The organism is Flexivirga aerilata (genome assembly GCF_013002715.1).
Taxonomy (GTDB): Bacteria; Actinomycetota; Actinomycetes; order Actinomycetales; family Dermatophilaceae; genus Flexivirga; species Flexivirga aerilata.
Genome location: NZ_JABENB010000001.1, coordinates 1,903,752 through 1,922,256 on the forward strand (window position 1 = coordinate 1,903,752; position 18,505 = coordinate 1,922,256).

At 70.9% G+C, this 18,505-nt stretch carries 17 protein-coding genes and 2 tRNA genes; 13 read left to right on the top strand and 6 right to left on the bottom strand.

Features of this window, described 5'->3' with window-relative positions; genetic code table 11:
* Positions 1-80: 80 nt before the first annotated feature.
* From HJ588_RS09060 to HJ588_RS09070, 3 genes are read left to right on the top strand one after another with little or no spacing between them, the layout of a single operon-like run.
* A complete protein-coding gene (locus HJ588_RS09060; RefSeq protein WP_246241786.1) occupies positions 81-569 on the top strand; it encodes a BatC protein in 489 nt (162 codons plus the stop codon).
* On the top strand, positions 566-1,771 hold the full coding sequence (locus tag HJ588_RS09065) for a cupin domain-containing protein (protein ID WP_171154166.1): 1,206 nt from the start codon (positions 566-568) through the stop codon (positions 1,769-1,771). Before HJ588_RS09060 ends, HJ588_RS09065 begins: the two co-directional genes overlap by 4 nt.
* On the top strand, positions 1,768-2,664 hold the full coding sequence (locus HJ588_RS09070; RefSeq protein WP_171154168.1) for a sucrase ferredoxin: 897 nt from the start codon (positions 1,768-1,770) through the stop codon (positions 2,662-2,664). Before HJ588_RS09065 ends, HJ588_RS09070 begins: the two co-directional genes overlap by 4 nt.
* Positions 2,665-2,707: 43 nt before the next feature.
* Here the strand turns inward: HJ588_RS09070 and HJ588_RS09075 are convergent.
* Together HJ588_RS09075 and orn are read right to left on the bottom strand one after the other, a co-directional pair.
* Positions 2,708-2,780 (bottom strand) — tRNA-His (locus HJ588_RS09075).
* Positions 2,781-2,873: 93 nt separating this feature from the next.
* Complete coding sequence (orn, locus tag HJ588_RS09080) at positions 2,874-3,488, bottom strand: oligoribonuclease (protein ID WP_343036644.1); 615 nt, start codon at positions 3,486-3,488, stop codon at positions 2,874-2,876.
* A 76-nt stretch (positions 3,489-3,564) separates the two neighbouring features.
* Between orn and HJ588_RS09085 the strand changes: the two genes are divergently transcribed.
* From HJ588_RS09085 to ettA, 6 genes are all read left to right on the top strand, one after another.
* Positions 3,565-4,737, top strand: a complete 1,173-nt coding sequence (locus tag HJ588_RS09085; RefSeq protein ID WP_171154172.1) for a PrsW family intramembrane metalloprotease — start codon at positions 3,565-3,567, stop codon at positions 4,735-4,737.
* Positions 4,738-4,845: 108 nt separating this feature from the next.
* Positions 4,846-4,919 (top strand) — tRNA-Arg (locus HJ588_RS09090).
* A 143-nt stretch (positions 4,920-5,062) separates the two neighbouring features.
* On the top strand, positions 5,063-6,775 hold the full coding sequence (locus tag HJ588_RS09095) for an ABC transporter (protein ID WP_171154174.1): 1,713 nt from the start codon (positions 5,063-5,065) through the stop codon (positions 6,773-6,775).
* A 55-nt stretch (positions 6,776-6,830) separates the two neighbouring features.
* Complete coding sequence (locus tag HJ588_RS09100) at positions 6,831-8,483, top strand: GTPase (RefSeq protein ID WP_171154176.1); 1,653 nt, start codon at positions 6,831-6,833, stop codon at positions 8,481-8,483.
* 136 nt (positions 8,484-8,619) lie between these two features.
* Positions 8,620-9,264 (top strand): single-stranded DNA-binding protein, encoded by a 645-nt coding sequence (locus HJ588_RS09105; protein WP_171154177.1) that lies wholly within the window; start codon positions 8,620-8,622, stop codon positions 9,262-9,264.
* A gap of 75 nt (positions 9,265-9,339) precedes the next feature.
* Positions 9,340-11,022 (top strand): energy-dependent translational throttle protein EttA, encoded by a 1,683-nt coding sequence (gene ettA, locus HJ588_RS09110; protein ID WP_171154180.1) that lies wholly within the window; start codon positions 9,340-9,342, stop codon positions 11,020-11,022.
* Positions 11,023-11,131: 109 nt separating this feature from the next.
* On the opposite strand, the gene HJ588_RS09115 is transcribed toward ettA, so the two are convergent.
* Both HJ588_RS09115 and HJ588_RS09120 read right to left on the bottom strand, forming a co-directional pair.
* The gene (locus HJ588_RS09115; RefSeq protein WP_171154182.1) at positions 11,132-11,545 is read right to left on the bottom strand and encodes a VOC family protein; all 414 of its coding nucleotides are present in this window, start codon (positions 11,543-11,545) and stop codon (positions 11,132-11,134) included.
* A 123-nt stretch (positions 11,546-11,668) separates the two neighbouring features.
* Entirely contained in the window at positions 11,669-12,271 is a 603-nt protein-coding gene (locus tag HJ588_RS09120) for a GNAT family N-acetyltransferase (RefSeq protein ID WP_171154184.1), read from the bottom strand.
* A gap of 76 nt (positions 12,272-12,347) precedes the next feature.
* Between HJ588_RS09120 and pdxR the strand changes: the two genes are divergently transcribed.
* A complete protein-coding gene (gene pdxR, locus HJ588_RS09125; protein ID WP_171154186.1) occupies positions 12,348-13,757 on the top strand; it encodes a MocR-like pyridoxine biosynthesis transcription factor PdxR in 1,410 nt (469 codons plus the stop codon).
* A gap of 27 nt (positions 13,758-13,784) precedes the next feature.
* Positions 13,785-14,726, top strand: coding sequence for an alcohol dehydrogenase catalytic domain-containing protein (locus tag HJ588_RS09130; RefSeq protein ID WP_171154189.1), 942 nt, complete (start codon positions 13,785-13,787; stop codon positions 14,724-14,726).
* A 19-nt stretch (positions 14,727-14,745) separates the two neighbouring features.
* On the opposite strand, the gene HJ588_RS09135 is transcribed toward HJ588_RS09130, so the two are convergent.
* Entirely contained in the window at positions 14,746-16,035 is a 1,290-nt protein-coding gene (locus HJ588_RS09135) for a YncE family protein (protein ID WP_171154191.1), read from the bottom strand.
* An 86-nt stretch (positions 16,036-16,121) separates the two neighbouring features.
* Entirely contained in the window at positions 16,122-17,078 is a 957-nt protein-coding gene (locus HJ588_RS09140) for an acyl-CoA thioesterase domain-containing protein (RefSeq protein WP_171154193.1), read from the bottom strand.
* A gap of 49 nt (positions 17,079-17,127) precedes the next feature.
* Between HJ588_RS09140 and HJ588_RS09145 the strand changes: the two genes are divergently transcribed.
* Both HJ588_RS09145 and HJ588_RS09150 read left to right on the top strand, forming a co-directional pair.
* Positions 17,128-17,589, top strand: coding sequence for an acyl-CoA thioesterase (locus HJ588_RS09145; RefSeq protein ID WP_171154195.1), 462 nt, complete (start codon positions 17,128-17,130; stop codon positions 17,587-17,589).
* Positions 17,586-18,218, top strand: coding sequence for a DUF8185 domain-containing protein (locus tag HJ588_RS09150; RefSeq protein ID WP_171154197.1), 633 nt, complete (start codon positions 17,586-17,588; stop codon positions 18,216-18,218). The genes HJ588_RS09145 and HJ588_RS09150 overlap by 4 nt, the downstream gene beginning before the upstream one ends.
* The last annotated feature ends 287 nt before the right edge of the window (positions 18,219-18,505 follow it).

Consider the following 18,505-nt stretch of genomic DNA (forward strand, 5'->3'; position numbering starts at 1 on the left):
ATCGGCCGCGCCCGGCGGGCGGACAGCCCGCAGTGCACCCAACAGGTCCCTGGTGGACCACGAGATTCGCAGGAGGACGCATGACTGATTCCACGCAGGACTCGTTCGGGCAGGAAGACTCGACCGGGGGTAACGACAACCTCTCCGGCGGCCAGGACAGCAACACCGGCGGTTCCGGTGGCTTCGGTGGCTCGGAGGGCCCCGCTGACGGCGGCGCCTCGGGCCAGCAGGGTGTGCAGGACGGCGGCGCCGACGGTGGCGCGGGCGGTGGCTCCGGTGAGGGCCCGGCCGACGGTGGAGCTGCCGGTTCGACCGGCCAGGACGGTGGCGCCGATGGCGGTGCCGACGGTGGCGCGGGCGGTGGCTCCGGTGAGGGCCCGGCCGATGGCGGAGCTGCCGGTTCGACCGGCCAGGACGGTGGCGCCGATGGCGGTGCCGACGGTGGCGCGGGCGGTGGCTCCGGTGAGGGCCCGGCCGACGGTGGAGCTGCCGGTTCGACCGGCCAGGACGGTGGCGCCGATGGCGGTGCCGACGGTGGCGCCGGTGGTGGCTCCGGCTACAACAATTGAGCATTTCGCGCTCTGACCTTCGCGACCCCGGCGCCACTGCAGGCGCCGGGGTCGCGTCGGCTCGCCTCATCGACATACCTCTGCCGACCTTCGCCGACGAGCACTGGGGGTCCCGGGCCCTGCTCACCCGCGGCGCCGACGACTACTCCGATCTCTTCTCGGCCGGCGCGGTCGACCAACTGCTCTCCGAGCGCGGTCTGCGCACGCCGTTCCTGCGGATGGCCAAGGACGGATCCACGCTGCCCGAGCGCAGTTTCACCGCCGGCGCCGGTGTCGGCGCGACGATCACCGACCAGCTGGACGACACCGCGATCTGGCGGCAGTTCGCCGACGGGGCGACGATCGTGCTGCAAGCGCTGCATCGCACCTGGGCGCCGATCACCGACTTCACCGCCCGGCTCGGCACCGAGCTCGGCCACCCGGTGCAGGCCAATGCCTACGTCACGCCGCCGCAGAATCGCGGCTTCGACGATCACTACGACGTCCACGACGTCTTCGTGCTGCAGATCGAGGGCAGCAAGCGCTGGATCATCCACGAGCCGGTGCACCCCGACCCGCTGCGCGACCAGCCGTGGACCGATCGCCGCGAGGCGGTCGCCGACGCCGCGGCGGGGGAGCCGGTGATCGACACCGTGCTCGGGCCCGGGGACTGCCTCTACCTGCCGCGCGGCTGGCTGCACGCCGCGCAGGCGCAGGGGGCGGTCTCGATCCACCTCACCCTCGGCATCCACAACTGGACCCGCTATGCCGTCGCCGAGCAGCTCGCGCAGGACGCGCTCGCCCGGTTGCGGCAGGAGCCGGACCTGCGGGCGTCGCTGCCGCTCGGGGTGGACGGCACCGACGAGGTCGTCGACCAGGTGCGCAAGGCGCTCACGGCCGCCGTCGAGCAGGCCGACCCCGAGCCGGCCTTCCGGCGTACCCGCCGCACGCAGGCGCGTCCGGCCGCGCTCGGTCCGCTGGCGCAGCTCGCGGCCCTCGACGCATTGACCCCGCAGACGGCGCTGCGGCTGCGCGGCAATCTCGCGCCACGCCTCGACGGCACCCGGCTGCACACCCGGGTCGGCTGGCTCGACCTGCCCGCCGACGATGTGGCGGCGGCCGAATTGCTGCTTGCCGGAGGGGTTTTGGTCGCCGACGAGCTCGGACTGGACTTCGCCCGTCGCGTGCTGCGCGCCGGCATCGCCATACCCGCCCGGCCGTGACGCAGAGCGGGGACTTCAGGTGTGCCGTCCAGGCCCGCCTGCGGGGTGACGACCAGGCCGGCACGGCGGCCCCGGCGCACGGTTGGGTGCTGATCGAGCACCACGGGCCGTGGCCGTTCGGCGGCTTCGCGGAGTTGCCGATCGACCCCTCGATCGTGCAGCCGGTCCGGCACGCGGCGCAGCGAATCGGCGCGCGGGTGTTGCTGATCCGGCGCTACGGGCGCCGGGCGGCGGGCGTGCCGCTGCGCTGGGCCGTGCTGCGCTACGACGCCGCCGGCAACCACAGCCAGCAGTGGGGCACGTGGACCACCGACGAGGACCTGCTGCAGATCGTGCCGGGGACCGAGGCACCGGGACGCACCGACCTGCCGCCGGTCTTCCTGGTCTGCACACACGGTGTGCACGACGCGTGTTGCGCGATCCGAGGGCGGCCGGTGGCGGCAGCGCTCACCGAGGTGTGGCCCGAAAACACCTGGGAATGCAGCCATGTCGGCGGTGACCGGTTTGCGGCGAACCTGCTGGTGCTGCCGTCCGGCGTCTACTTCGGCGAGGTCGAGCCGGCCGAGGCGGTCGAGGTCGTCCGCGACCTGCTGCACGGGCGGGTGTCCGCCTCCCACCTGCGCGGGTATGCCGACCTGAACCCGCCGGCCCAGGTGGCGGTGATCGAGGTGCTGCGTCGCTTCGGTCCCGCGGGCCGGCACGCCATACGGGTGGAGAAGGCCGTGCGTGCGGGGGAGCGGTGGCGGGTCCTGCTGGCCTGTGCGCCGCCGCTGCCGCCGCGGATCGAGGTCGAACTGCAGGCCCACCAGCTGCCGGAGGCGAAACTCACCTGCCGGGCGCCGATGCCGACGCAGGCGGTCGGTTTCGCGCTCGTGGAGCTGCGGGCGGGATGACGAAAAGGCCCGGCCGTCCGACGACGACCGGGCCTCATCCCGGGGTGAGTGACGGGGCTTGAACCCGCGACATCCGCGACCACAACGCGACGCTCTACCAGCTGAGCTACACCCACCATGGCTGCCTCTGGCGGGAGGCAACGCCGACTATCGTACCTGCTCCGAAGGGGTGGTCGTGACCACCACCGGGGCGGGGACGTGGCGGCGGTCTACTCGCCGCTGTACTTCTCGGCGATCTTCTTGGCCTGCTTCGAATCCGGGCCGGGCGGCGGCACGAAGACCGCCTCGCGGTAGTAGCGCAGCTCCTCGATGGACTCCCGGATGTCGGCGAGCGCCCGGTGGCCGCCGTTCTTCTCCGGGGCGTTGAAGTAGGCACGCGGGAACCAGCGGCGGGACAGCTCCTTGATGGAGGAGACGTCGATGATGCGGTAGTGCAGGTGCGCCTCGAGCTCCGGCATGTCGCGGGCCAGGAAGCCGCGATCGGTGGCGACGGTGTTGCCGCCGAGCGGCCAGCGGCCCTCGTCCGGGGCGAACTCCCGGATGTAGTCCAGCACCTGCTGCTGCGCCTCCTCCATCGTGACGCCGTGTGAAAGCTCTTCCAGCAGACCGCTTTTGGTGTGCATGTCGCGCACGAAGTCGTTCATCTGCTCCAGCGCCCCGTCGGACGGTTTGATGATCACGTCGACGCCGTCGCCCAGCTGGTTCAGGTCGAAGTCGGTGACCAGCGCGGCGACCTCGATCAGCGCGTCGTCGGTCAGGCTCAACCCGGTCATCTCACAGTCGATCCAGACGATGCGGTCGCTGCGTGCCTTGTCCTCACTCACCCGCTCACTGTAGGGGTTTGTTCGCGATGCGGAGCACCGTGCAGGCCCGCGGCTGCCGTCATACAGTGCCGTGGTGATGCCGACCATGCAGCCCCGAGCGGACCGTCGCCCGCTGCTGCGCAAATGGCTGTATGGCGCACTCGGCGCTCTCGTGTTCGGCTTCGGCGGTGTGGCGATGCTCACCCTGATCGGCATCCAATCGGGCGTCACGGCAACGGTTTTGGGCTTCGTCCTGTCGCTGATCGTCGTCGGCGTCGTCGTGCCGGTGTTTCTCTGGCTGGACCGTTTCGAGCGCGAACCACCGTGGATGCTTGTCTTCGCGTTCCTGTGGGGCGCGTGCATCGCGACCCTGGGCGCGGCGATCCTCAACGACGTCGGCTCCTACCTGATCGACCCGTTGCGCGACCAGCAACCCGGCGTCGCGGTGTGGGTTGCGCCGGTCGTGGAGGAGTCGATGAAGGGCCTCGGCCCGTTGATCCTCCTGCTGCTGCGGCGGCGGGAGATCGACGGCGTCGTCGACGGGATGGTCTACGCCGGCCTGACCGCCGCGGGGTTCGCCGCGGTCGAGGACATCGTGTATCTCGCTGCGGGATATGCCGATTCGGGCGACAAGGGACTGGTCGCCACCTTCATCGTGCGCGTGCTGATGAGCCCGTTCGCGCACCCGATGTTCACGATCTGCACCGGCATCGGGATCGGCATCGCCGCCACGACCCCGCACCGGTGGCTGCGGTTCGTCGCACCAGTGGTCGGCTGGTGCTGTGCGGTCGCGTTGCACACCGTCTGGAACCTCGGCGCGGTCCTCTCCCAGAACGGCTGGCTGATCTTCTACATCGCGCTCCAACTGCCGCTCTTCCTCGGCTTCCTCGCGCTGATCGTGCTCGCGCGGCGGCACGAGGCCCGGACGATCGCGGTCGAACTCGGCCGCTACGTCGGTCCCGGGCTGTTGTCCCCGCAGGAGGTGACGATGCTCGCGTCGGTGAAGGAGCGGCGCTACGCGGTCGCCTGGGCCGAGCGGCACGGCGGCAAGCGGGCGCAGCGCGAGATGCGCGAATTCCAGGAGGCCGGCAGCGAACTCGCGATGATCCGCGCCCGGCTCGACCGCGGCCAGACCGACCCCAAGACGGTGCAGGCCGAGCACGAGCTGCTGCAGCTGGTCGGCCGGCGTCGCGCACAGTTCCTCGGCACGGCGCTCTACCGCTACTACGACGACAGCGGGATCACCCGCGGCGGGGAGCAGCCGGTATGACGGGACGCCCCGATCTGACGACATACATCGACGGGCGCCGGGTCACCCGCGACCAGGTGCTCCAACGGTGTGGCTCCACACTTGCGCCTCCTACACTGAGGGGCGTTTGCCCCCGTAGCTCAGCTGGATAGAGCGTGTCACTTCTAATGACTTGGTCGCAGGTTCGAGTCCTGCCGGGGGTGCTTCGGGCAACACGATCTCCCGGCGATGGGTGCGGAGGCGACTGATCGGGTCGCTGCTGCCGGTGCAGCGGCCCGCCGTTTCGCGGCTGCCTCGCCGGAGTGCCAAGTTGAGTCGGGGGCGCTGACACGAAATGCTGTGCCCTGTGTCCCACGACGTCGAGGGCGAACGCCTACTCACCGCGCTGCAATCGCTGCGTCGTGGCGTCGACGCGACGGCGCTCCCGCTCGACCTGCCCGCGGTCGACCAGGCCCGGCGTGAGCGCGCCGAACTCCTCGCCCAGCTCGACGACTACATCATCCCGCGGGTCACCGCACTCGACGCACCGCTGCTGACCGTCGTCGGTGGCTCGACCGGGGCCGGAAAGTCCACCCTGGTCAACTCGCTGGTCGGCACGGTCGTCACCCGCAGCGGCGTGCTGCGCCCGACCACCCGCGCGTCGACGCTGATCCACAACCCCGCCGACGAGCGGTGGTTCACCGGCACCCGGGTGCTGCCCGGCCTCGCCCGGCTCACCGGCGCCGCACCGGAGACCGGCGACCCCAACACGCTGCGGCTCGTGGCGAGCACCGGCGTGCCCCAGGGCCTCGCACTGCTCGACGCGCCCGACATCGACTCCGTGGTGTCCGCCAACCGCGACCTGGCCCGGCAGCTGCTGTCCGCCGCCGACCTGTGGATGTTCGTCACCACCGCGGTCCGCTATGCCGACGCCGTCCCCTGGGACCTACTGCAGCAGGCGATACGCCGCGGCACGTCCGTCGCGGTCGTCCTCGACCGGGTGCCGCTCGACGCGATGGAGGAGGTGCGCGCCGACCTCGCCGGGATGTTGATGGAGCAGGGGCTCGGCCAGTCGCCGGTGTTCGCGATCGCGGAGTCGTCGCTCACCGAGGACGGACTGCTCCCGCCGAACGAGGTCGAGCGGATCAACGGCTGGCTGCGCTCGCTCGCGGCCGACGCTCACGCGCGCAGCATCGTCATACGACGCACCCTGCAGGGAGCGCTCGACTCACTCGACGGCCGGGCACGGGCGCTCGGCAACGCCGCGCAGGAGCAGACCGACGCACGCGGCGCGCTGCACACCGCCGCACTCGACGGCTACGCGTCGGCGCGAGCCGGCGTCGAGGAGGGCATGCGCGACGGGTCCCTGTTGCGCGGCGAGGTGCTGGCCCGGTGGCAGGAGTTCGTCGGCACCGGCGAGCTCTTCCGGCAGCTGGAGGCCGGGGTCGGGCGCATGCGGGACCGGGTGGTCTCCGTGCTGCGCGGCCGCGGTCGGCAGCAGCCCGCGAACGACCTCGGTGAGGCCCTGCAGAGCGGTGTCGCGGCCCTGCTGCAGGCGCACGGCGAGACCGCCGCAATCACCGTCAGCCGGGCCTGGCGCAGCCTGCCCGGAGGAGCCCCGATCATCGGGTCGCATGCCGAACTTGCAGAGGTGTCAACCGATTTCATCGCTCGCTCCGAGAAGCTCGTCCGTGTCTGGCAGGACGACGTGATGGAGATGGTCCGCGACGAGGCCGGCGGCAAACGCACCACCGCGCGTTTCCTCGCTTTCGGCGTCAACGGCATCTCGGTGCTGCTGATGCTCGTGGTCTTCTCCGCCACCGCCGGCCTCACCGGCGCCGAGATCGGCATCGCCGGGGGATCGGCGATCCTCGCCCAGCGGCTGCTCGAAGCGGTCTTCGGCGATCAGGCGGTCCGCTCGCTCGCCGCCCGCGCGCGCACCCGGCTCCTCGAGCTCACCGACGAGCTGTATGGCGCCGAGCGCGCCCGATTCGAGGACGTGCTCGAGCAGGCAGCGCCCGCCGGCGAATCGCCGGCAGCGCTCACGCGTGCCATCTCCGACGTACAGGCGTCACGATGATCACCCCCCAAAGTTCTCCGCTCGTGCCTCGCTCCGATACTTTGCGGGGACCCCGATGAGCAACTTCTTCCGCCGCGACGACACGGCCACCGCCGACAGGGCGGTGTCCCGCGCCGAGCTGACCTCCCGCGGCGAGGCCCTCGCCGAAGCATTGCGCAGCGGCGCCGGGCGGCTGCCCGCGGACCAGGTCGCGCAGACCGAGGAGCTGCTGCGCAAGGTCGACTCGCGCACCTCGATCGCGGGCTCGCGCACGGTCGTCGTGCTCGCCGGGGCGACCGGCAGCGGCAAGTCGAGCCTGTTCAACGCCCTTGTGGCAGAACCTGTTTCGCGCATCGGCGCTCGCCGTCCGACGACCTCCGTGCCCAGTGCCGCGATCTGGGGCGACGAACCGAGCGGCGAACTGCTCGACTGGCTCAAGGTCGGCGCGCGCCACCAGGTGCCGCCGACGGCGCGTCGCGCCGAGTCGCTCGACGGCCTCGTCCTGCTCGACCTGCCCGACTTCGACTCGCGGGTGGCCGCGCACCGCGCCGAGGCCGACCGGGTCATCGGGCTCGCCGACGTCTTCATCTGGGTCACCGACCCGCAGAAGTATGCCGACGCCGTCCTGCACGACGACTACCTCAAGCGGCTGGCCGGCCACAACACCGTCACCCTCGTGGTGCTCAACCAGATCGACCGGCTCACCCGGCCCCAGGTCGCGGCGTGCGTCGACGACCTGCACCGGCTGCTCGCCGCCGACGGTCTGGCCGACGCGACCATCATCCCGACCTCGGCCGCCCGGGGCATCGGCGTCGACGACGTCGCGGGCACGATCGCGGCGATCGTGCAGGAGCGCAACGCGGCCGAGCAGCGGCTGCTCGCCGACCTGCGCGGTCAGGCGCGCACACTGCTCGCCGGCGTCGCACCGGATGAGCCGGCGCTGCACCGCTCGGACGACGCCAAACTGAACGAAGCGCTCGCCCGCGCAGCCGGCGTGCCCGCCGTCGTGAGCGCGGTCGAACGCGACTACCGGATGCAGTCGGTGCGGCACGGCGGATGGCCGTTCACCCGCTGGGTGCACCAGTTGCGGCCCGCGCCGTTGCGCCGGCTCGGCCTGGACAAGGTCGGCGGTATGACGCGCAGCGAGGCCAAGCGGGCGCTCGGCCGGTCCTCCATGCCGCCTCCCACGCCGGCCGCCCGTGCGGCGGTCGACCTGGCGACCCGCAAGGTCGGCCAGGCGGCTTCCGAGGGGCTTCCCGCTCCGTGGGCCGATGCCGTGCAGGACGCCGCGACGCCCAGCGACCGGCACCTGCACGACGCACTCGACCAGGCGGTGCTCGGCACCCAGCTGCGGGAGCGCACGCCGATCTGGTGGACGGTGGTGTCGGTGCTGCAGTGGATCTTCGCGGCCGCCGTCATCGTCGGGGTGCTGTGGCTGGTGCTGCTCGCCGCGCTCGGCTTCGGTCAGATCCACGTGTCCGCGCCGACCTGGATCGGCATCCCGATCCCGTTGTGGCTGGTGGTGGGCGGCGTGCTCGCCGGGCTGCTGCTGGCGCTGTTGTCGCGGTGGTTCGCCGCTCGTGGGGCGCGGCGGCGCGCGGCGCACGCCGACCGGCGGTTGCGCAAGGCGGTGGCCGGGGTTGCGGCGGAGCAGATCCACGAACCGGTGGCCCGGGTGCTGCGCGAGCACCGTCATACCCGCGAGGCGCTGGAGTCGGCCGCGGCCTGAGCCGGCGTCCACATCCCCGGCCCGGCGGCGCGGTCGTCCACAGTCGGACCGATCGGTGCTGTCACCGGGACCGGCGGCGGGTCGAGTGTTGGGGCAGGTGACCGCCCGGTCGCCGCACCGATGCAAAGGACCCGTCATGAACGAAACCACCGTCACCATCCACGGCAACCTGGTCGCCGACCCCGAGCGCCGCAGCGGGCGCACCGGCGACTTCACCACCTTCCGGGTCGCGGTCAACGAGCGCTGGTACGACAAGAAGACCCAGGCGTATGTCGACGGCCCCAGCTCGTTCTACAACGTGCGGGCGTTCCGGACCCTCGGCGAGCACGTGCACAAGTCGTTGCACTCCGGTGCCGCGGTGATCGTCACCGGCTTCCAGCGGATCAACCGCTGGCAGACCTCGAGCGGGGAGCCGCGCGAGACGATCGAGATCGACGCGCACAACGTCGGCCCCGACCTGAAATGGGGCATCGCCACCTTCCAGCGGGTAAGGACGCATGCCGAGGAGGCGTCCGGCTGGGGCGACCAGCGGTCCGACCGGCCGCAGTCCGACTCGAGCGACGTGTGGTCGCAGGGCGCACCCGGTGAGCAGGCCGCCGCCGTCCGGCAGGCGGCACCGGGCTGGCAGACGGGTGTGTCAGTCTCGTCCGGGCCGGCACCGGACTTCGCCACCGACGAGGCGAGCGCCCTGCAGCAATCCGTCGACGGGACAGGCGATTTCGCCGATTCGGGCACGACGGCGCAGGACGACCAGGCGCGGGTGGAGCAGCAGGCCAGTTGACGGGCGCGCTCACCGGCAGCGCGTCCGCCGGGCGCGATTTCGGGGGCGTGGCCCGGCCCCGATAGCCTGACGGTCATGCCCGAGTTCATCTACACCATGACCAAGGCGCGCAAGGCGGTCGGCGACAAGCTCATCCTCGACGACGTCAGCATGTCCTTCTATCCCGGCGCCAAGATCGGCGTCGTGGGCCCCAACGGTGCCGGCAAGTCCACGATCCTGAAGATCATGGCCGGCCTGGACCAGCCGTCCAACGGCGAGGCCCGGCTGTCGCCCGGCTACAGCGTCGGCATCCTGCAGCAGGAGCCGCCGCTCAACGAGGAGAAGGACGTGCGCGGCAACGTCGAGGAGGGCCTCGGGCAGATCAAGGCCGACCTCGACCGCTTCAACCAGATCTCCGAGGAGATGGCGCAGCCGGACGCCGACTTCGACGCCCTGATGGCCGAGATGGGCACGCTGCAGGAGAAGATCGACGCCGCCGACGCCTGGGACCTCGACTCCCAGCTCGAGCAGGCGATGGACGCGCTGCAGTGCCCGCCCGGCGACGCCGACGTCAGCGTGCTGTCCGGTGGTGAGCGCCGCCGCGTGGCGCTCTGCAAGCTGCTGCTGTCCAAGCCGGACCTGCTGCTGCTCGACGAGCCGACCAACCACCTCGACGCCGAGTCGGTCAACTGGCTCGAGCAGCACCTCGCGTCCTACCCCGGCGCCGTGCTGGCCGTGACCCACGACCGCTACTTCCTCGACCACGTCGCCGGCTGGATCTGCGAGGTCGACCGCGGCCGGCTCTACCCCTACGAGGGCAACTACTCCACCTACCTGGAGAAGAAGCAGGAGCGACTGCAGGTCCAGGGCAAGAAGGACGCCAAGCTCGCCAAGCGCCTGAAGTCCGAGCTGGAGTGGGTGCGGTCCAACGCCAAGGCGCGACAGACCAAGAGCAAGGCCCGCCTGGCCCGCTACGAGGAGATGGCGGCCGAGGCCGAGCGCACCCGCAAGCTGGACTTCGAGGAGATCCAGATCCCGCCGGGCCCGCGGCTCGGAGCGCAGGTCATCGAGGTCAAGGACCTGCGCAAGGGCTTCGGCGACCGGGTGCTGATCGACAACCTGTCGTTCACCCTGCCGCGCAACGGCATCGTCGGCGTCATCGGCCCCAACGGCGTCGGCAAGACCACGCTGTTCAAGACCATCGTCGGGCTTGAGGAGCCGGACGGCGGCGAGGTCAAGGTCGGCGACACCGTCAACATCTCGTATGTCGACCAGGGCCGCGGCGGCCTCGACGAGAACAAGACGCTCTGGGAGGTCGTCTCCGACGGTCTGGACCACATCCAGGTCGGTCAGGTCGAAATCCCCTCTCGCGCCTACGTTTCGCAGTTCGGCTTCAAGGGGCCGGACCAGCAGAAGAAGGCCGGCGTGCTCTCCGGTGGTGAGCGCAACCGCCTCAACCTGGCGCTGACCCTCAAGCAGGGCGGCAACCTGCTGCTGCTCGACGAGCCGACCAACGACCTCGACGTCGAGACCCTCGGCTCGCTGGAGAACGCGCTGCTCGACTTCCCGGGCTGCGCCGTGGTCATCAGCCACGACCGGTGGTTCCTCGACCGGGTCGCGACCCACATCCTGGCCTACGAGGGCACCGACGAGAACTCGGCCAACTGGTATTGGTTCGAGGGCAACTTCGCCGCCTACGAGGAGAACAAGGTCGAGCGCCTCGGTGTCGAGGCCGCCCGCCCGCACCGGGTCACCCACCGGCGCCTGACCCGCGACTGACCCGCGACTGGTCGGCCCACAATCGAGCCCTCGTGGATCGAGCGGCCCAGTTACGCATCGAGAGGCACACGAATACGTGTGCCTCTCGATGCGTAGGTGGGCCTGTCGATCAGCCGGGCTGGTCGCCCTGGGCGCGTTCGCGGTCGGCGACCTCGGCGTCCGACATCAGGACGCAGAACTCGTTGCCTTCCGGATCGGCCAGCACCGCCCAGCCGCTGTCGGGCCGGCGACGATCGTCATACATGGTCGCGCCGAGAGCGAGGATGCGGTCGACCTCCTCGTCGCGGGTGCGGTCGGTCGGGCGCAGACAGACGTGCATCCGGTTCTTGACCGTCTTGCCCTCGGGCACCTTGAGGAACAACAGGTAGGTGTCGTTCGGCCCGGCGAGCCCGGCCTCGTCGTCACCCGGCTGCGGCGGGTCGTCGGTCTCGAGGTGGTAGTCGCCCAGCACCTTGCTCCACCAGAGCGTCTGGGCGTAGGGGTCGGCGGCGTCGATGCAGAAGTTGGCAGCGCGTGAGGTCATGACCTCATCGTGCTGCGACCCACCGACACCGGCAACGCGATTTCGCGCGCTCTCGCGGGCGACCGTCGTCGCAACGGCGCGGTGGCCGCTCGCGGGCGGCGTCGGTCGTGGCGGGTGCGCCCGTCAGACCCGGTGCCGCAGACGGTGCTCGAGGTTGGCGCGGACCGTCGGCCACTCGTGCCGCAGGATCGAGAACAACACCGCGTCGAGAAGCGCTCCGTTGCGGTGCCGCTTGTTGCTGCGCAGGACGCCGTCCTGCTTGGCGCCGAGCCGGGCAATCGCCTCCCGGGACTGCGTGTTGACCCACTGGGTGCGCAATCCAACGCATTCGCAGCCGAGTTCGTCGAATGCGTGCGTGAGGAGCAGCAGCTTCGACTCGGGGTTGGTGCCGGTGCCGTGCGCGGACGCGGCGTTCCAGGTGTAGCCGATCTCGAGCCGTGGCACCTCCGGGTCGATGTCGTAGAAGGTGGTCATCCCGATGACCCGGTCGTCGGACTGGCGGATCGCGGTGAACGGCAGCATCTCGCCCCTCGCCTGCAACTCGAGGCGACGCTCGATCTCGGCGCCCATGTCCTCCGGCCGCGGCACCGAGGTGTACCACCGGTCCCACACGTCACCGTCGCGGATCGCCTCGACCAGGCCGTCGTGGTGGTCGGGCGAGAGCGGCGCGAGGCGCACGAGTGTGCCGGTGAGCGTGACCGGTCGCAGGGGAGTCGGCATCGTCATACGGCGATCAGAGCAGATACTGGTCAACCATCTCGGACCAGAATCAGTTGATTGCGAAGACCAGTATGGTGCGCTCATGCCGCGGAACCGTCGCCCCGACACGCTCCACCTGCCGACCGATGCCGGCGCCTCCGCAGAAGCAGTTGCCGAACATGTCGTGCGCCTGATCGCTGCCGGCCGGTTGAGCGTCGGCGACCCGCTGCCGTCGACGCGCGCCGTGGCGCTCGACTCCGGCATACCCCGATCGAGGGTGGTCCGCGCCTACGAGCTGCTCGGTGCCGGCGGCTACGTGACGGCGAGGGCGGGTTCCGGCGTGGTCGTCGCCGCCGGTCGCGAGGCCGCGCGCAGCGTCACCGCGTCGCCCGGCCTGCGCGGGGCGCGCCCGTCCTCGGCTCGGCCGGCCGATCGACGGCAAGCGCGTCGCCCGCGGCTCAACCTGATGCCCGGGGCGCCGGACACCTCCCTGATCGACGAGCGCGCCTGGCGACAGGCCTGGCGCGAGTCGAGCCGACGGGTGCCGGACCTCGACTGGTATCGCCCCAACGAGCACGAGGTTCTCTCGCACGCGCTGCGCGACCACCTCCGACAGGTGCGCGGCGTCGTCGCCGACGCGGCGGACATCGTGATCTTCCCCGGTGTCACGGCCGCGATCACCGCGGTCGTCGATGCGGTCACCCCGCGCCGTGCGGCGATGGAGGACCCGGGTTATCGGTGGGCACGAAAACCACTGCAGGACAATGTTGCTCGCCTTGATCTGCTCGATGTCGACGACGACGGGCTGCGCGTCGACCGACTGCGAGACGCCCACCAACTCGTCTATGTGACACCGGCTCACCAATATCCGCTGGGCGGCCGGATGCCGGTCGAGCGCCGCCACGACCTGCTGCGCTGGGCCCGGACACACCACGGTGTGGTGATCGAGGACGACTTCGACGGCGAGTTCCGCCACGACGCGCCACCGCTCGGACCGTTGCGCGCGATGTCCGGCGCCGCCGACCAGGTCGTGTATGTCGGGACCGCCTCCAAGACCCTCACTCCGCATCTGCGGCTCGCCTGGGCCGTCACGCCCGCGCGGCTCACCGACGACGTGCGCCGCGCGGCCGCCGAGCGCCGTGCGGATGTCTGCCGGATCACCTCCGGCGCACTGGCACACTTCATCCAATCCGGAGCAATGGCAAAGCATTTGGCCCGCACCCAACGCACCTATGCCGCCCGCCGGCAGCGCCTGGTCGCCGCCCTGACCGAGCAGCTGCCCGACCTGCGGATCACCGGCGCGGACAGCGGCATGCACCTCACCGTGCGCTGGGCCGGCGGCCGCGACGACGTCGAGGTGGTCGAGCGCCTGCGCCGGCGCGGGGTGGCGACTGCGGCGCTCTCGTCATACGGGGTGGAACATCGGCCCAACGGCCTGCTGCTCGGCTACGCCCAGCTGCCCGAGACCGCCGCGGCCGGCGCGGTCCGTGACCTGGCCCACGCCCTAGACTGAAGACCCCTCGATCGGAAGGAGCCCGCTGTGCGTGCAGCTACCTATTCGGCCTATTCCCAAGACAATTCGACGCTCTCGGTGACCGACCAGCCCGACCCCAAGGTGGCGCCCGGCACGGTGCTGATCGAGGTCAGGGGAGCGGGCGTCAACCCGGTCGACTGGAAGATCATGACAGGCTACCTCGACGGCCTGATGGACGTCGTCTTCCCGGTGATCCCCGGCTGGGACGTCGCCGGCGTGGTCACCGCAGTTGGCCCGGACACCCCGGAGTTCGCCGTCGGTGACGAGGTCTACGCCTACGCCCGCAAGGAGGTCGTGCACGGCGGGACCTTCGCCGAGCTCGTCGCGGTGCCGGCCGAATCGGTGGCCGCCAAGCCGCGCAGCCTCGACTTCGTGCAGGCCGGCGCGGTCCCGCTCGCCGGCCTCACCGCGCTGAAAGCGTTGCAGCGCACCTGGCTCAGCCCGGACGGCGCCGGCAAGACCGTGCTGATCCACGGCGGATCCGGCGGTGTGGGCGGCTTCGCCATACAGATCGCCAAGGCGGCGGGCGCGCGCGTCATCGCGACGGCCTCCGAGCCTAACCACGACTATCTGCGCGAGCTCGGCGCCGAGCCGGTGACGTATGGCGCAGGTCTGCCCGACCGGGTGCGCGCCCTCGCCCCGGACGGCGTCGACGCGGTCGTCGACTTCGTCGGCGGCGTCGAGCAGGACACCCTGGCCGTGCTCGCCGACGGCGGCAAGCACGCCTCGGTCGCCGACGCCGAGGTCACCGAGCACGGCGGCGACTACCTCTGGGTGCGGCCCAGCCACGACGGGCTGGTCTTCCTCGCCGAGCTCATCGACGCGGGCAAGGTGAAGGTCGACGTGGCGCAGACCTTCGGCCTGGACAGTGTCGGTGAGGCGTTCGACGTCAGCCGCGCCGGGCACACCCGCGGCAAGCTGGTGATCGTGCCCACCGAGCAGGGCTGACTCGCAGGCGGACCGGAGGCTAACCCGAGGTCGCCGGGGCGCTCGGGCTCCCGCTCGCCCCGGCGGCCTTCTTGCAGTCGTCGAAGACGAGCATGCTGCCGCCGTAGCAGGCGACCCACACCTGGCGGGTCGTGTCGTCATACGTGATGCCGATCGGGCTCTCGTCGGTCGGCACCCGCCCGACGACCTTCATGTCCGCGGTGCTGATCTTGCTGACCGACGCGCCGAAGTAGTTGACGGTGTAGAGCGCGGTGCCGTCGGCCGAGATCGTCATGCTGCGCGGCTCCGGACCCGAGATGACCTGTGCCACGGTCTTGTCGGTCGCGGTGTCGATCTTGTAGACGGTGTTGGTGCCGCTCGCGGCGAGGTAGACGTACTTGGCGTCGGGGGAGAGCACGAGGTGTCGCGGCCGGTAGACGTCCTTGATCAGCGTCGTGGTGCCCGCCTGCAGGTCGACCTTGAAGACCTTGTTGCCGTACATCGCAGCCACGTAGGCGGTGCGGTTGTCGGGCAGGATCACGATGCCGCGCGGCTGCTGGCCGATCTTGATGACCTTGGTCTGCTTCGCGCTGGCCCGGTCGACGACGCTGATCGTGAAGTCGCACCAGTTGCTGACCACGACCTTGCTCTGATCCGGAGTGATGGCAACGTATTTCGGCACCGCACCGACCGGGATGACCTGGTCCCAGTCCATCGTGTCGGCGTTGAAGCGGTAGAGGTAGCTCGAGCCGACGCCCGAGTCGGAGGTGCAGTCGTCCCAGCCTTCCTTGCCGAAGCCGGTGCCATACATCGTGTACTGCGACACGTAGGCGTACTTGCCGTCCTTGGTCCAGGCGGCCTCGACCGGGGCGCCCTTGGAGATGCCCGGGTGGCCGTTGATGCCGAACTTCGACAGATCGACCGAGTCGGGCAGCTTCTTCAGCAGCTTGCGGCTCCGGGAGTCGTAGAGCGTCACCGTGTGGCTGTACATCATGTTGTTGGCGATGACCAGGCCACGCTGGCTGGCGTCGACCGACTTCGGGGTGATGCCGCCGGTGAAGCGGTCGATCCGTTGCAGCGTGGTGCCCGACGACGGACCGTCCTGCGCGGGCGGTTTCGGGGCCGACGACGACTCGGAGCCACCGGACGAACTGTCGGGCGAACCGGATCCGTCGGTCCCCGCCGCGGCAGCAGGCGGGTCGGAGCTGAAGGACCGCCATACGGCGATGGTCGACCCGGCGGCCACCACGACCAGCAGCACCACCAGGGCGAGCACCATCCGCCGCCGACGCACGTAGATGTCGTCCTGTCTCCATCGGGCCCCCGCCATGGCAGTGAGCGTACGGGAGGAACGCCCAGATCGATGTGATAACCGAGATCGTCGGCGGGGCGCCGGTGCGGCGGGTCAGCGCCCGGTCACTCCGGCTTCAGCCGCACCATGCCCTCCTGCGCGACGGATGCGATGAGCGTGCCGTCCAGCGCGAAGATCTTGCCCAGGCCGAGACCCCGGCCGCCGGACGCCGACGGGGATTCCTGCTCGTAGAGCACCCACTCGTCGATGCGACCCGGCCGGTGGAACCACATCGCGTGGTCCAGGCTCGCCGCGCGCAGTCGGCGGTTGGCCCAGGCCAGGCCGTGCCCGCGCAGCACCGACTCCAGGAGCGAGTAGTCGGAGGCGTAGGCCAGCACCGCGGCGTGCAGCAACGGGTCGTCGGGGAGGGTGTCGAGCGCCTTCATCCAGACGTGCTGCTGGGCCGCGTGCTGCCGGCCGGGCACCAGGAAGATCGCACCCTCGACCGTGCGCACGTCCATCGCCCGGCGCTTCCAGTGCTCGGCGGCCGGGTGGTCGATGCCGGCGAGCTCCTCGGCGGTGGTGCGCACCCGGTCCGGGTCGGGCACCGAGCTCATGTCGGCCTGGTGGTCCAGGCCATCGGCAGGCTCCTGGAAGGACAGCGTCGCGGAGAGGATCGTGTGGCCGTATTGCATCGCGTAGACGCGCCGGACCGAGAAGGAATTGCCGTCGCGCAGGTTTTCCACCCCGAACTCGATGGGGTGATTGGAGTCGCCCGGCCGGATGAAGTAGCCGTGCAGGGAGTGGATCAGCCGGCTCTCGAGGCCGGCCGACGCGACCGACCGCCCGGCGGCGATGACGGTCTGGGCGAGCACCTGGCCGCCGAACGCCCGCCCGTGCGGGGTGCGCTGGCTCCGGCCGGTGAACAACTGGAGGGTGCGCTCGCTGAGGTCGAGCTCGGGGGCATCCGCCGGCGCGGTGACCACCGAGCTGGACCGGGCCTCGCCGACCGACTGCAGGTCGAGCACGTCGAGCAGGTCCTCGACGGGGTTGATCGCGGGCGTCTCTTCTTCGGAAGTCACGACGCGAGCCTAGTGCGCGCCATTTCGTTGCTGCTGGGACCATGAACCCATGCCGACTCGTCCCTATTACGTCGACGTCCCGCTCCGCTGGTCGGACATGGACGCGCTGCGCCACGTCAACAACGTGCAGTTCCTGCGGCTGCTGGAGGAGGCGCGGGTGCACGGCCTGCGCGAATGGTTCGAGAGCACCGCCGCCGACCGGCACCGACCGCCGATGCTGATCGCCCGTGCCGAGATCGACTACGTGCGCCAGCTGCACTACCGCGAGGAGCCGATCGTCATCGCGATGTGGGTGCCGGCGATCTCCGGGGCGTCGTTCGACCTGGCCTATGAGGTGCTGTCGTCGCGTGAGCCCGACGCGGAGCTGTATGCAGTGGCCGAGACCACCCAGGTCGCCTTTGACATGGAGACCCAGCGCCCGAAGCGGCTGAGCGACGCCGACCGGGAGGTCCTCGAGCGGTATGCCGGGGAGTCGCCCCACCTGAAGCGGCGCCCCAAGGATCACCTGTGACGCTGCGCCTCGCGGACGCCGAGACGCGCGCCGACCTCGCGACCTACGTCGCCCGGGTGCGGCGTCTCGACGAAGGCGGTGCCATGCGGCTGCAGGCGAGCGGCCGCACCCTCGCCGCGTGGGCGGGGGTGCTCTCCGGGCGCGGGTTGTCCGCCGAGGGCACCGCCCTGGGCCTGCGCGTGATGGCGCTGGGGGAGGACGCCGACGAGGACGCCGTGGTGCCGGTCGCCGCCCTCGGGGACCGGCTGGCGCACGCCGGGTCGGGCACCGAACTCGACGTGCCACCGACCCGGGTGATGGTCAGCTGGGCTGCGGTGTCACCGCCCCGTTCGGGGTGGGAGCAGATCGGTGAGGTGGCGACAGGTGTGCTGAAAGATGTTGCCGAGCAAGGCATTTCGGAGATCGCGGCGGGCGCTCCGGAAGGGTCGGGCGCGGCTGCGGTGGAGTCGCTGCGGCACCGCGTGTGGGGCCGTGGCTTCCCGGCGCCGGGCGGTGCCGACGGGTTGCCGGCCGGAGCGGCCTTTGCGGCATACGCCCTGGGATTCGTGGTCGGTGACCACGCCCAGGTGTATGCCGCAGGCCGCTGGCACCGGCTCAGCACGCCCGTCGGGCACGTGCTCGTGCGCTGAGACCGGCGCGGGACCGGCGGGCAGCCGCTGGTCTCGTAAGCGATGGTGACGCCGCACGTGCGCTTACGAGATGCGCGGGGGCGTGCAGAAGTCGCGACGGTTGCGGGCTGTGCACGCGGATCGGCGCGGGGGCGTGCAGAAGTCGCGACGGTCGCGGGGTGTGCACGCGAAACCGGCGAGCGGCCGCTGGTCTCGTAAGCGATGGTGACGTCAGCCGCACGTGCGCTTACGAGATGCGCGGGGCTGTGCAGAAGCCGCGACGGTTGCGGGGTGTGCGCGCCACCGGT

Coding starts and splice junctions, on each gene's coding strand:
- HJ588_RS09060 (WP_246241786.1), top strand. CDS start 81: ATGACTGATTCCACGCAGGACTCGTTCGGGCAGGAAGACTCGACCGGG.
- HJ588_RS09085 (WP_171154172.1), top strand. CDS start 3,565: ATGCCGACCATGCAGCCCCGAGCGGACCGTCGCCCGCTGCTGCGCAAA.
- HJ588_RS09100 (WP_171154176.1), top strand. CDS start 6,831: ATGAGCAACTTCTTCCGCCGCGACGACACGGCCACCGCCGACAGGGCG.
- HJ588_RS09105 (WP_171154177.1), top strand. CDS start 8,620: ATGAACGAAACCACCGTCACCATCCACGGCAACCTGGTCGCCGACCCC.
- ettA (WP_171154180.1), top strand. CDS start 9,340: ATGCCCGAGTTCATCTACACCATGACCAAGGCGCGCAAGGCGGTCGGC.
- HJ588_RS09115 (WP_171154182.1), bottom strand. CDS start 11,545: ATGACCTCACGCGCTGCCAACTTCTGCATCGACGCCGCCGACCCCTAC.
- HJ588_RS09120 (WP_171154184.1), bottom strand. CDS start 12,271: ATGACGATGCCGACTCCCCTGCGACCGGTCACGCTCACCGGCACACTC.
- pdxR (WP_171154186.1), top strand. CDS start 12,348: ATGCCGCGGAACCGTCGCCCCGACACGCTCCACCTGCCGACCGATGCC.
- HJ588_RS09135 (WP_171154191.1), bottom strand. CDS start 16,035: ATGGCGGGGGCCCGATGGAGACAGGACGACATCTACGTGCGTCGGCGG.
- HJ588_RS09145 (WP_171154195.1), top strand. CDS start 17,128: ATGCCGACTCGTCCCTATTACGTCGACGTCCCGCTCCGCTGGTCGGAC.